Source organism: Paraburkholderia sp. GAS32, assembly GCF_050434225.1.
GTDB lineage: Bacteria > Pseudomonadota > Gammaproteobacteria > Burkholderiales > Burkholderiaceae > Paraburkholderia > Paraburkholderia madseniana.
In genome coordinates this window covers 1-12,802 of the sequence record NZ_JBNPVS010000025.1, presented here as the reverse complement: position 1 = coordinate 12,802, position 12,802 = coordinate 1, and the positions used below count along the sequence as shown (strand labels likewise).

General features: G+C 62.6%; 13 protein-coding genes. 3 read left to right on the top strand and 10 right to left on the bottom strand.

Annotation, left to right across the window (positions count from 1 at the left end):
• Positions 1-31: 31 nt before the first annotated feature.
• Positions 32-931: a DMT family transporter gene (locus P3T25_RS27180; RefSeq protein WP_097391023.1), complete on the top strand. Its 900-nt coding sequence runs from the start codon at positions 32-34 to the stop codon at positions 929-931.
• Positions 932-1,278: 347 nt separating this feature from the next.
• Here the strand turns inward: P3T25_RS27180 and P3T25_RS27175 are convergent, their stop codons facing one another.
• The 6 genes from P3T25_RS27175 to P3T25_RS27150 all read right to left on the bottom strand — a co-directional run bounded on the left by P3T25_RS27175 (position 1,279) and on the right by P3T25_RS27150 (position 5,559).
• Positions 1,279-2,199, bottom strand: a complete 921-nt coding sequence (locus tag P3T25_RS27175; protein WP_171925108.1) for an MBL fold metallo-hydrolase — start codon at positions 2,197-2,199, stop codon at positions 1,279-1,281.
• Positions 2,196-2,681: a MaoC family dehydratase gene (locus P3T25_RS27170; protein WP_171925109.1), complete on the bottom strand. Its 486-nt coding sequence runs from the start codon at positions 2,679-2,681 to the stop codon at positions 2,196-2,198. The genes P3T25_RS27175 and P3T25_RS27170 overlap by 4 nt, the downstream gene beginning before the upstream one ends.
• A complete protein-coding gene (locus P3T25_RS27165) occupies positions 2,678-2,905 on the bottom strand; it encodes a DUF1289 domain-containing protein (protein ID WP_154558823.1) in 228 nt (75 codons plus the stop codon). The genes P3T25_RS27170 and P3T25_RS27165 overlap by 4 nt, the downstream gene beginning before the upstream one ends.
• A 4-nt stretch (positions 2,906-2,909) precedes the next feature.
• Positions 2,910-3,431, bottom strand: coding sequence for a YbaK/EbsC family protein (locus tag P3T25_RS27160; RefSeq protein ID WP_171925110.1), 522 nt, complete (start codon positions 3,429-3,431; stop codon positions 2,910-2,912).
• A 66-nt stretch (positions 3,432-3,497) separates the two neighbouring features.
• Positions 3,498-4,424 carry a hydroxymethylglutaryl-CoA lyase gene (locus P3T25_RS27155; protein ID WP_266241917.1) on the bottom strand — a complete coding sequence of 309 codons (927 nt, stop codon included), beginning with the start codon at positions 4,422-4,424 and terminating at the stop codon, positions 3,498-3,500.
• Between the two features lie 193 nt (positions 4,425-4,617).
• Positions 4,618-5,559, bottom strand: coding sequence for a 2-hydroxyacid dehydrogenase (locus tag P3T25_RS27150; protein WP_171925112.1), 942 nt, complete (start codon positions 5,557-5,559; stop codon positions 4,618-4,620).
• Between the two features lie 292 nt (positions 5,560-5,851).
• Between P3T25_RS27150 and P3T25_RS27145 the strand changes: the two genes are divergently transcribed.
• Together P3T25_RS27145 and P3T25_RS27140 are read left to right on the top strand one after the other, a co-directional pair.
• Positions 5,852-6,454, top strand: a complete 603-nt coding sequence (locus tag P3T25_RS27145; protein ID WP_266241916.1) for an RBBP9/YdeN family alpha/beta hydrolase — start codon at positions 5,852-5,854, stop codon at positions 6,452-6,454.
• 218 nt (positions 6,455-6,672) lie between these two features.
• The gene (locus P3T25_RS27140) at positions 6,673-7,698 is read left to right on the top strand and encodes a sulfate ABC transporter substrate-binding protein (RefSeq protein ID WP_171925114.1); all 1,026 of its coding nucleotides are present in this window, start codon (positions 6,673-6,675) and stop codon (positions 7,696-7,698) included.
• 94 nt (positions 7,699-7,792) lie between these two features.
• Here the strand turns inward: P3T25_RS27140 and bioB are convergent, their stop codons facing one another.
• The 4 genes from bioB to bioA are packed head-to-tail and all read right to left on the bottom strand — an operon-like array spanning position 7,793 to position 12,168.
• On the bottom strand, positions 7,793-8,872 hold the full coding sequence (gene bioB, locus P3T25_RS27135; RefSeq protein WP_171925115.1) for a biotin synthase BioB: 1,080 nt from the start codon (positions 8,870-8,872) through the stop codon (positions 7,793-7,795).
• A 34-nt stretch (positions 8,873-8,906) separates the two neighbouring features.
• Positions 8,907-9,638: a dethiobiotin synthase gene (gene bioD, locus P3T25_RS27130; RefSeq protein ID WP_429359736.1), complete on the bottom strand. Its 732-nt coding sequence runs from the start codon at positions 9,636-9,638 to the stop codon at positions 8,907-8,909.
• The gene (bioF, locus tag P3T25_RS27125; RefSeq protein WP_171925117.1) at positions 9,635-10,819 is read right to left on the bottom strand and encodes an 8-amino-7-oxononanoate synthase; all 1,185 of its coding nucleotides are present in this window, start codon (positions 10,817-10,819) and stop codon (positions 9,635-9,637) included. Before bioF ends, bioD begins: the two co-directional genes overlap by 4 nt.
• Entirely contained in the window at positions 10,819-12,168 is a 1,350-nt protein-coding gene (gene bioA / locus P3T25_RS27120) for an adenosylmethionine--8-amino-7-oxononanoate transaminase (RefSeq protein ID WP_429359734.1), read from the bottom strand. The genes bioF and bioA overlap by 1 nt, the downstream gene beginning before the upstream one ends.
• Between the last annotated feature and the right edge of the window lie 634 nt (positions 12,169-12,802).

Here is a 12,802-nt window from a genome sequence, read left to right as displayed (position 1 = left end):
CTCATGCAGGAATCAATTCGAGGATCGAAACATGGCGTCAAATGAGATTCGCCGCGGCGCGGCGGAAATGACCATGGCCATGCTGATGTCCGGCACCATCGGCTGGCTGGTGGTGTCGTCGCAGCAGAGTCCGTTCAATGTGGTGTTCTTTCGCTGTATTTTCGGCGGCGCGACGCTGGCGCTCGTGTGCGCCGTGCTAGGCCTGTTCAGGCGCAAGCTCTTTTCATGGAAGATGCTCGGCCTCGCGCTGCTCGGCGGCGCGGCGATCGTCATCAACTGGGTGCTGCTGTTCGCGGCCTATTCACGGGCTTCGATCTCGATGGCGACCGCCGTCTACAACACGCAGCCGTTCATGCTGGTCGCGCTTGGCGCGCTGGTGTTTCGCGAGCGCGTCAGCGCGTCGACGGTGGCCTGGCTGGTGGTCGCGTTTATCGGCCTCGTGTTCGTGGTGAAGGTCGAGCCGGCGGTGTTGGCGGTGCCGGGCCAGTATCTGGTTGGTGTCGCCTATGCCGTGGGCGCGGCGGCGATGTATGCGGTCTCGTCGATTATCACGAAGCGCCTGAAGGGCACGCCGCCGCACCTCATCGCGCTGATCCAGGTGTCGCTCGGTGTCGTGATGCTGGCGCCGTTCGTGCGCTTCGATGCGCTGCCGACCAACGGTGTGCAGTGGCTCGAATTGATCGTGCTGGGTATCGTCAATACGGGGCTCATGTACGTGCTGCTCTACGGCGCGATCCAGAAGCTGCCGACTTCGATGACCGGCGCGTTGTCCTTCATCTATCCGGTGGTGGCGATCATCGTCGACCGGGTTGCGTTCGGACAGACGCTCGCGTGGATTCAGGTGCTCGGTGCGGTGCTGATCCTGCTCGCGGCCGCCGGCGTGAATCTCGGCTGGCGGATCGTGCCGCAGAAACGCCTGTCTTCGACCTGATGGAATGGCTGGGATGCCGATGGATCAGCCGGCAATAGTACGGATTCCGGAGCAATTGGCGCGTCGCATTGTTCATATAGACGGACCAATGACGTTCAACGCGCGCGACTACGAAGCTTCGTAATGTCGTCTGTATGCGGGTTTAAAAGGCAGTGTCAAGCTTCTGTAGGGAAATCACTGATGCGATCGAAAAACCGGCACGCGTATCATTCATATCGACGCTGATCACGTCCGACAGAATTTCCGCCGCTCGCCTTGATGGTCGAGCGGCTTTCTTTTTGGGGCGACGGTTTTGGTGTCTTGCTCGCCGCCTGTTGCCGGCCGCCCGCGCGCCAGCCCTGTGCGCGTCAAGCCTGGCGCGCGACGATGCGCTCGCCATCGATCGCCAATGGCCCGTTTTTGGCCGCCAACTCCTCGACGATCGCGTGCACCAATGTGGGCCATTCGCCACGCGGCTTGAACATGGTGGCGGCAGCGCGCATCGCGGCGGCATCGTCGAGCATCCGCAGCAAGGTGTCGAAGCTCATCGCGCGGACTTCGAGCAGCTTGAACACGATCAGCACCTTCAACGCATTCTTCGCATTACGTGCCGGATCGGCCCGTAGCCACGCAACGCGTGAAAACGCCCGTTCCAGCGCTTGCTCGACATTCGTGAAGGGCGAACCATGGCCGGGAATCACGAGCCGCACGTCGAGCTTCGCAATGGCTTCGAGCACCGCCTGTTCTTCGGCGAAACCGCTTTCACCTTCCAGTTCGGGAAAGATCACGCCAAAGCCGTTTTCCCACAGTGCGTCCGCACTGATCAGGATGCGTTCGTCCGGGCAATACAGCATCAACGAATGCGGATCGTGGCCAGGTGCGCCGAGCACTTGCCAATCGAGCGCGCCGAGCCGCAGTTGCGCACCGGGCGCGATCGTCTCGGTGAAGGTGAAGCGTTCGCAGGTCTGGCCGGTGGCGCGAAACGTCAGACGGCTTTCGTCCCAATCGCGCACCGCGTCGGCTTCGGACGCGGGAATCGCGGTACGGCACGGCCACGTCGACTGCAACAGCGCGTTGCCGCCGCAGTGATCTGAATGCAGATGCGTGTTGACGATCAGATCGAGCGGTCGCGCGCCGAGCGCTTGCTGTACGAGCGCGAGGGTTTGCGGCGCGTGCGTCGCGTAGCCGGTATCGACGAGTGCGACACATGCGTCATCGACCAGCAGCACATTGTTCGACGATAGCCAGCCGCGTTCGAAGACCCGGATCGATGCCGGTAGGTTGGTCATGGTGCGCTTGTGTCCGGGTTTGTGCTCGCGTTCGCATTCGCCGATGGTTCGGGTTTCGGCATCACCAGGATTGTCGACGTGCCGATCAACATGGTGTCGCCGCGTTGATTCACCACGCTCCCTTCGAGATGCGTCAGATCGCCGTTCAGACTCGGCTTCCAGTACGCGTCGCGCACGCGCCACTTGATCGTCAACGTATCGTTCGCGTGGACGGCTTTCTTTAGCTTGATATCGAACTCGAGGCCGAGCGGCTGCGCGTACGTGGAGAAATAGGTCGCCAGTAGCGCCATGAAATACGCGGTGGGTTGCGTGCCGGACGCGATCAAACCGCCGAAGCGGCTTTGCGCGGCGTAGGCGTCGTCGTGATGCAACGGGTTGAAGTCGTTGACGAGCGTGGCGAACGACTTCACCGATTCCGCCGATAGCTCGAGCGTCGAGCTGAACGTCTCGCCGATCGTTACGACGCGCGGCGCGGCGTTCATCGCTGCGCCTTTGCCTGCTTTGCCATGAACTCCGCGTGGCGTTCCTCGATTGCGTCCCAGACGGCGCGCTTCGCGTCGTCGTCGAACGACGACCAACTGGCGATCTCGTCGATCGTGCGCAAGCAGCCTTCGCACCAACCGGTCGAGGCGTCCATCCTGCACACGCTGATGCACGGTGACGGCACGGCGGCCTCGTCGTCTTCGTTATCGATGCCCGCTGTCATGGCTTTACGCTGTCTCGCGCAGCGCCACGTCGATCGCCGGTGCGCCCGTCAACGCAATCAGTTCCTGCGCCGTCAGATTGAACACGGCATGCGGATGACCCGCGGCGGCCCACAGGCTGTCGAGTTCCAGCAGATCGGCATCGATCAGCGTGACGGGTTTGGTGGCGTGCCCGATCGGGCAAACACCGCCAATTGCATAACCCGTTTTCTCGCGGACGAACTTCGCATCCGCACGGCCGATCTCGCCGACTTGCGCCGCGACCTTCTTTTCGTCGACGCGATTCGCGCCGCTCGCGACCACCAGTACCGGCGCGTCGTCTTCGCGGCGGCGAAACAGGATCGACTTGGCGATCTGCGCAACGGAGCAGCCGAGGCCGGCCGCGGCTTCGGCGGACGTCTTGCCGGTTTCCGGCAGCATTACGATCCGTCCAGCGTGGCCGCGTTCGCGCAACAACAGCGCGACGCGGCGTGCGGAGTCAGGCAATGCGGCGAGATCGTCGGAGTCGAGGGAAGCGTGATCCGTCATCGTTTCAGGTCCTGAATGATTTGGCGAAATGTGTGCGGGAATGAATGGCCAAATGAGCGGCGCGCGTCAAACGCAGTTGGCCTGCTCGCTGCGGGCTTTGGCAAGCAACGCCTTGCCGGCGCGCGAGACATTGGGCCGGCCGATCGACGTCGAAATGAAATCACCGATCGCGACAACTTGCGCGAGGTCGACGCCGGTCTCGATGCCGAGGCCGTTCATCAGATACAGCACGTCTTCGGTCGCGACGTTGCCGGTTGCACCCTTCGCATACGGGCAGCCGCCGAGCCCCGCTACCGACGCGTGATAGATCTCGATGCCTTCCTGCAACGCCGCGTAGATGTTCGCGAGCGCCTGACCGTAGGTGTCGTGGAAGTGCCCCGACAGACGTTCGCGCGGAAACACCTTGGTGACCGCCTCGAACACTTCGCGCGTGCGCTTCGGCGTGCCGACGCCGATCGTGTCCGCGATGTCGATCTCGTCGCAACCGAGCGCCGCGAAACGTTCGACCACATCGACTACCGACGCGACCGGCACTTCGCCTTGATACGGACAGCCCAGCGCACACGACACGCTGCCGCGAATCCGCAGGCCATGTTCCTTCGCCGCCTGCGCGACCGGCGCGAACCGATCGATGCTTTCTGCGATGCTGCAATTGATGTTCTTCTGCGAGAACGCTTCGCTAGCCGCACCGAAGATCACGATTTCATCCGCCCGCGCAGCGAGTGCACCTTCGAAGCCGCGCAGATTCGGCGTCAGCACCGAGTAGATCGTGCCGACGCGGCGCTCGATACCGGCCATCACGTCGGCGCCGTCAGCCATCTGCGGCACCCATTTCGGCGACACGAACGACGCGGCTTCGACGTTGCGAAAGCCGGCCGCCGACAAGCGGTTGATCAACTCGATCTTGATGCCGGTGGGGACGAATTCTTTCTCGTTCTGCAGTCCGTCACGCGGGCCGACTTCGACGATTTTGACGCGTTGGGGCAAGGCCATGATGAGTCTCCTGTGTCGACCGGAGTTTGCGCTTTAGCGCATTACTCCGGTCCCATGCAAAGCGGTCGACCGGAGTTTGCGCTTTAGCGCTTACTCCGGTCCCATGCAATGAGCCCGCGCGTGGCGGCGCTCCTTCAGATGAATTCGGTGGTGTTCAAAATCCGTGCTCGATATTTTTGCTCAGTATCCACGCTTAGTATCCACGTTCAATATCGACCACGCCGCTCACCGTTTCGCCGCGCATCAGCGCCGTCATTTTCCGTGCGACTTGCGCGACGCTCTCTTCGCGCAAGGTGAGCGCGGAAATATGCGGCGTAATCGTGATGCGCGGCTCCTGCCAGAACAGATGATCGGGCGGCAGCGGTTCTTCGCGGAACACGTCCAGCGTCGCGGCGGCGACCTGGCCGCTTGCCAGCGCTTCGAGCAGATCCTGTTCGACAAGATGCCCGCCGCGTGCGACGTTGATCAGATAGGCGCCCTTCGCGAGCTTCGAGAAGGTGCGCGTGTTCAGCACGTCGCCCGTATCCGGCGTATGCGGCAGCAGATTGACCAGCACTTTCACGCCGTCGAGAAACGCATCGAACTGTGATTCACCGGCGAAGGTCGTGATGCCGTCGATTTGCCGCGCACTGCGGCTATACCCGCGCACCGGCATGCCGAACGCTGCGACTGCTTGCGCGACATGCGTACCGAGGACGCCGAGGCCGAGCACGCCAACGGTGAAGGTCTCACGCGGATGCGGATCGAGCACTTCCCAGCGGCGCTCGCTTTGCAGCGTCTGGTATTCGTCGAAACGGCGCAGGTAACGCAGCACCGCATGCGTCACATACTCGGCCATTTGCAGCGCCATGCCGGTATCTTCGAGCCTGATCAACTGGGCGCCGCGCGGCAACGTGCCGGGCTGCTCGTGTTCGAGCCCGAGGATCGCGTCGACACCCGCGCCGAGATTGAAGATCGCGCGCAGATTGTCGCGGCCGGCCAGCATCTCACGCGGCGGGCGCCACACGACCGCGAAATCGGCTGGTTCGGTGTCGCCCGGTTGCCATTCGCGCAAATCGGCTTCCGGCAGCGCATGGGCGAAGTCGTGCAGCCACGCGGCGGCGTCGGAATGCGGCATGTAGAAGAGGATTTTCATACGGTCCGGAAGGCGCGTGCGTTGTCGAGTCGGATGACGGGAGAGGCCCGGTAGAACGGCTGCAACGCCCGCGGTGCTTCAGACGACGCTTGCGGCATGGGCCTCCTCCTTTTACGGATAGGCTTCATTCTACTTTTTCGCCGCGAATCGCGCGCGTTTGCGCACGGGCGTGCGGTTTTACTCCGCGACATGGCCGCGCATTTGCCCCATAAACAAAGCACAAAAACTTGGTTCGCCCTTGCGACGCCCGGCGGGACAATCATTTCCCGGATTCCGGCAGCGAGGGACAGACATGCTTTCATGCACCAAATCGACATGGCCGCCGCGGCTCGTCACCGTTCCCGGCCTGCACGGCAGCGAGGGCGCGCACTGGCAAACATGGCTCGAACGGCAATTCGCGCGCTCGCTGCGCGTCGAACAGGCCGACTGGGACGCCCCGGACGTCGCTGTCTGGGCGAAGTCGCTGCACGATCTGCTCGCCCGTGAACGCGGGCCGTTCGTGCTGGCCGCCCACAGCTTTGGTTGCCTTGCGACTGCGCACGCGTTGCAGCAGGCGTCGTATGCGAACGATGTGGTCGGCGTGCTGTTCGTCGCGCCTGCCAGCCCGGAGAAATTCGCCTTCGCCGGACCGTTCGACGCGCGGCGTCTCGGCGTGCCGTCGATTCTGATCGGCAGTGAAACCGACCCGTGGATGCCGCTCGCCGGTTCGCGCGATCTCGCGCAGCGTTTCGGTAGCGCATTCGTCAATCTCGGCGACGCAGGACACATCAACACGGCGGCGGGATTCGGCCCGTGGCCGCGCGCCAAGTATTTCGTCGATACGCTGGTGCATTGCGCGGCACCGCTGCGTTTTCGCGAGGAGACCTTCGAGGTCGCGCAGCACGCGTTTGTTTGAGTGGGTTCGAGTGCTTCGCCTGGCGTTTGGGCAACCGCTGCCCGGCAAGCGATCGAGTCCCCGGGCGCGCAACTGAACGCGTCATTGAGCGAGGAAGCGAAGGAGGACTTGAATGCGCAGTTGAGCGCGAGTGAACCAGTAAGCGATCCGTTAGAATCCCGCTTCACGCTGCACGTTTGTGCGGCCACAGGTTTTCATCATCGATAGGCGGGGACAAGATGGCAGGCAAGACGGGGGCATCGCGCTGGCTGGCAGCCGGCATGACGGCAATGACGCTCGCGCTCGGCGGCATCTCGACGGCGCACGCAGACACGTCGCTGCTCAACGTGTCGTACGACGTGACGCGCGAGTTGTACAAGGACATCAACGCCGGCTTCATCACGGCATACAAAGAGAAGAGCGGCGAGAGCGTGTCGATTCGCCAGTCGCATGGCGCGTCGAGCGCGCAGGCGCTGTCGGTGCTGCAAGGACTGCAGGCTGACGTGGTGACGATGAACCAGCCGAACGACATCGACCTGCTCGCCGAAAAGGGTCAACTGGTACCCGCCAACTGGCGCGCGCGTCTGCCGGACGATAGCGCTCCGTACACGACGACTATGGTGTTCCTCGTACGCAAGGGCAATCCGAAGCACATCAAGGACTGGGACGACCTCGCCAAACCCGGCGTGCAAGTGGTGATTGCGAACCCGAAGACTTCGGGTAACGGCCGCTACGCGTATCTGGCCGCATGGGGTTATCGCAAGCAACACGGCGGCACCGATGCGCAGGCGATCGATTTCGAAAAGGCGATCTTCAAGAACGTGCCGATTCTCGACACGGGCGGCCGCGGTGCGACGACGACCTTCACGCAGCGCGGTATCGGCGACGTGCTGGTGACGTTCGAAAACGAAGTGTCGTTGATCGACACGGGTGTGGGCGCGGGCAATTTCGAAGCGGTGTATCCGTCTGTGAGCCTGCTGGCTGCGCCGCCGGTGTCGGTCGTCGACAAGGTGGTCGACAAGCGCGGCACGCGCAAGGAAGCGCAGGCGTATCTCGACTATCTTTGGTCGCCGGCTGCGCAGGAAATCATTGCCCAGCATCATCTGCGTCCGCGTGACAAGAACGTGCTCGCGAAGCACGCGGGCGAGTTCAAGCCGATCAAGACCTTCACCGTCGAAGAAATGTTCGGTAGCTGGCAGAAAGCACAGCAAACGCATTTCTCCGATGGCGGGACGTTCGATCAGATCATCGTGGACAAGAAGTAAATCTCTGCCTGGAAGTAGAAAGGCCACCTCGGAAACGAGGTGGCCTTTTTCGTGTGCGCGCGATTTACCACACGCGCTTCGTACACGTAGTTCTTTAGTTCGGCGCAGCGTGCTTATCGCAGCCATGCTCGCAGCCGCTCTGATCCAACGGCATCTGCTGCGCTGCTTCTGCGCGAATACCGAGGCGTTCGAGCAGCTTGCGGTCCGCTTCGGCTTGCGGGTTGCTGGTAGTCAGCAACTGGTCGCCGTAGAAAATCGAGTTCGCGCCGGCGAGGAAACACAGCGCCTGCAACGCTTCGTCCATCTGCTCGCGGCCTGCCGACAGACGCACCATCGCGCGCGGCATCGTGATACGTGCAACTGCAATCGTACGGACGAACTCGAACGGATCGATCGCTTCGGTGCCGGTCAGCGGCGTGCCTTCCACCTGCACCAGGTTGTTGATCGGCACCGATTCCGGATACGGCTCCATGTTCGCCAGTTGCGCGATCAGGCCGGCGCGCTCACGGCGCGATTCACCCAAACCGACAATCCCGCCGCAGCATACGTTGATGCCCGCATCGCGCACGCGTTCCAGCGTATCGAGACGGTCCTGATACGTGCGCGTCGAAATGATCTGGCCATAGAACTCCGGCGACGTATCGAGGTTGTGGTTGTAGTAGTCGAGACCCGCTTCGCGCAGACCTTGCGCCTGATGCGTCTCCAGCATGCCGAGCGTCACGCAGGTTTCGAGGCCCATCGCCTTCACGCCGCGGATCATGTCCTTGATCGGCTCGAGGTGTCGGTCCTTCGGATTGCGCCACGCCGCGCCCATGCAGAAGCGCGTCGCGCCGTTTTCCTTTGCGACCTTGGCGGCAGCCAATACTTCATCGACCGGCATCAGCTTGTCGGCTTGCAGCCCCGTGTCGTGATGCACCGACTGCGGGCAGTACGCGCAATCTTCTTCGCAACCGCCGGTCTTGATCGACAGCAGCGTCGACAGTTGCACGGTGTTGGCGTCGAAGTGTTCGCGATGGGTTTGTTGCGCGCGGAACATCAGGTCGTTGAACGGCAGTTCGTACAGCGCGACGATGTCGGCGACGCGCCACTTGGCCACCGGCTTGGCGCCTGCTGCTGCGTTATTGTTGGCGGCGGCCGTGTCGGCTGGCGTCGGAGCGATGTTCAGTTGCGTCATGTCGTCAATCCTCATGGATGGATGTAATGGGTTTTTAGCGCTGCGCGTGGCGCAGCGTCTGCAGGAGTCGGTTGATGTCGAGTTGATCCGCCGCAAGCTCGGGCGAAGCCGGGCTCAAATGCGGCACGATGCCGAGCAAGGGGGCGTCGTATTCACGCGCAAGATGCTCGCGAATCGAAGCGATGTTTTCGTCGGGGAACGTCATGTCCGGATCGACACGATTCGCCACCCAGCCAGCGAGCATGAGGCCGCGCGTGGCGATCGCTTCGGCGGTGAGCAACGCATGGCTGATGCAGCCGAGGCGCATGCCGACCACCAGCACGACCGGCAGCTTCAGCGCGACGGCGAGGTCGGCGGTATCTTGCGTGGCGGTCAGCGGCACGCGAAAACCGCCGACGCCTTCCACCACGACGATCTCGGCTTGCTTCAAAGCCTGCGCATGGCATTCGACGATGTGATCGATATCGAACGTGACATTTTCCAGTGCAGCTGCGATGTGTGGCGCGGCCGGTTCTTTCAACAGATACGGCGTGCGAATCTCCGGCGGCAGCAGGACGCTCGACGCGGCGTCGAGTTGATCGGCGTCTTCGTTATGCAGCACGCCGTTCACTTCGAACGCGCCCGCGGCGATCGGCTTCATCGCGGCGGCTTGCAGGCCTTCACGGATGAAACCGCGCAAAAGCGCCGAGGATACGAACGTCTTGCCGATTTCCGTATCGGTGCCGGTGACGAACAGAGACAGCGCGCTTTGACTCGAGCTACTCATGCCGCCTTCGCCCCGAGTTGTTGCAAGCCTGCTTCGAGCCGGTCCAGATCCGCTTGCGAGTGCGCGGCGGAAAGCGAAATGCGCAGCCGCGACGTACCCACGGGCACGGTCGGCGGACGGATTGCCGGCACCCAGAGACCGGCACGATCGAGCGTGGCTGCGATGTCGAGCGTGGCATCGTTCGCGCCAATGATCAGCGGCTGCACGGCAGTGTGCGAATCGACCGGCAGCCACGGTGTCGCTTTCAGCATCGCGCGCGTGCGTTCGATCAGTTTCTGCAGATGCGCACGGCGTGCATCACCTTCTTCGCCACCTATGATGCGCAGGCTCGCCGACACCGCATGCGCTGCAGCCGGCACCGACGCGGTCGTGAAGATGTACGGACGCGCGCGCTGCACGAGCCATTCGATCACGGTCTCGTGAGCGACGACGAATGCGCCTGACACCCCCGCGGCCTTGCCGAGCGTGCCGATCGAAATCAGATTCGGCGAGCGCAACGCGGCTTCTGCAATCGCGCCACGGCCTTGCGGACCGAGCACGCCGAAACCGTGTGCGTCGTCGACGATCAGCCATGCGCCATGCTGTTCTGCAAGTTCAAGCAGACGCGGCAGGGGCGCGATGTCGCCGTCCATGCTGAATACCGTATCGGAGACGATCACTTTGACTTCGGCGTCCGAGGCATCGAGCATCGCGCTCAAGGCTGCCATATCGCAGTGCGGATAGATCTGCACATCAGCGCGGGACAAACGCGCGCCGTCGATCAGCGACGCGTGATTCAACGCGTCGGAGAAGAGCGTCGTGCCGCGGCCAGCGAGCGCGGTGAGCGTCGCGAGATTCGCCATGTAGCCGGTGCTGAAGTAGAGCGCGCGCGCATTGTCGACGAAGCCGCCGACGAATTCGGCCAGATCGTCTTCGAGTTGCGCGTGCGCGCGCGAGTGGCCGCCGAGCAAATGGGAACCGCCGCTGCCGGCGCCATAGCGCTCAGCGCCTTCAGCGATGGCGGCGATCAGTTTCGGATGTGCGGCGAGGCCGAGATAGTCGTTGCTGGCGAAGCCGATGATCGCGCGGCCGTCGACCGTCATGTGCGCGGCGCACGGCGTGTCAGCGGTACGACGACGGCGGCGCAGACCACGCGCGTCGATTTCCTTGAGGCCTTCGGTGAGTGTGTCGAGCAGATGCATTAGCGGGTCTCCGCGAGCGTGGCTTCGAAGGTTTCGCGTGCGCGCGAGGCGAGCAGCGCGATTTCTTCGTCGTCGAGGATGTAGGGGGGCATCAGATACACCGTGGTCGAAATAGGGCGCAGCAGCAGTTCGCGCTGCAACGCGTTTTCGAAGAAGCGGCGCGAGAATGTTTTGGCTTGCTGAGCGTCGTCGATCACTGCATCGAACGCGAAGATCGTGCCGCACTGTCGCAGATTGCGCACTTGCTTATGTTCGGCGAGCGGCGCGAGCGCGGCCTTTAGCCTGGCGGATTTCTGCGCGTTGACGGCGAGCACGTTGTCGCTCGCGAACAGATCGAGCGTGGCGAGCGCCGCGCGGCATGCGAGCGGATTGCCCGTGTACGAATGCGAGTGCAGAAAGCCGCGGGCGATGTCGTCGTGATAGAAGGCGTCGAAGATCTCATCGCGCGACAACACGATCGAGAGCGGCAGATACCCGCCGCTGATCCCTTTCGACAGACACAGGAAGTCCGGCCAGATGCCGGCCTGTTCGCACGCGAAGAACGTACCGGAGCGACCGCAACCGACAGCGATTTCATCGGCGATCAGATGCACGCTGTACTGATCGCACAGCGCGCGCAGGCCGGCGATATACGACGCGTCGTGCATCGCCATGCCGGCTGCGCATTGCACGAGCGGCTCGACGATCAGCGCCGAGATTTTCGTGGCGCGTGCTTCGAACAACGAGCGAACCTGATCGAGCGCGCGGCGCGCGACGTCGGCGGCGGTTTCGCCTGCTTGTGCGAGGCGCGCATCGGGCGACGCGACGACATGCGCGTTGCGGATGAGCGGATCGTAGGCGTCTTTGAAGAGCGCGACGTCGGTGACGCCGAGCGCGCCGATGGTTTCGCCGTGATAGCTGTTGGCGATGCAGACGAATTCCTGCTTGTCCGCGAAGCCGCGATTGCGCCACGAGTGGAAGCTCATCTTCAGCGCGATTTCGACGGCCGATGCGCCATCGGACGCGAAGAACGCGTGACCGAGCGTGTTGTTGGTGAGCGCACCGAGGCGCTCCGCGAGTTCGATGGCTGGCTCGTGCGTGCAGCCGGCGAGCATTGCGTGTTCGAGCGTATCGAGTTGGTCTTTCAATGCTGCGTTGATGCGCGGGTTGGCATGGCCGAACAGGTTGACCCACCAGGAGCTGATCGCGTCCAGATAACGGTTGTTTGCGCGGTCGTAGAGCCACGCGCCTTGACCGCGTGCGACCGGGATTAGGGGCAGTCGCTCGTGGTGCTTCATCTGGGTGCAGGGGTGCCAGACGGCACGCAGGCTGCGGGTGATCCAGTCTTCAGGGGATGCTGACTTTTCCAAAAGGTACTCCGAGGTGCTTTTTTTGCCGGTGCACGGCTGGCTTTTTAGGGCCATTTCATTCGCGGCGCGGGGTTTTTCTTGCGCTGCGCGCGGCCTTGGGGAGGCTTGAGGGGTCGAGATTAGCGGTTTATTTCTCGCTGTGCACTAGGGGGGGAGGGGTGGTTTTTGCCTTCGGCGATGGGGTTGGGCGCTGTTCGCGGCAGGTGGTTTCTGTTTTGGTTTGAAGGCCGCTGATGGGGGGAGTTGACGACGTCAAAGTAGTTGGGCCCTTCGGGCGGGAATTTGGGGTTTGCTGGCTGCTTGGCGGATTTTTGGCGAGGGTTTTGGCCTGCTCGGCGGTCTTGTCTGTGTTCTTAGGGCGTTGGCCTTTCCTTGATTTGTTAGTGGTCTATTAGCGTTGCCCCTGTGCGGGGCGGCACCTACTTCTCTTTGCCGGCTGTGTATAGACCGGGGACATGGTTGACAGACGTGCGGGGACATCATTGACACTTTATGGTCAGTGATTTTCGCTCCTCAGGTCAAGGGTGAGGATGCGATGATGGGCAAACCAGAATTCAAATACGCCGTCTTCGCCCGGCTTTGCGCGTGCCGCAACCGGCATCCCATAAAGTGCTTTCGAGACCCTAAGGTGCTG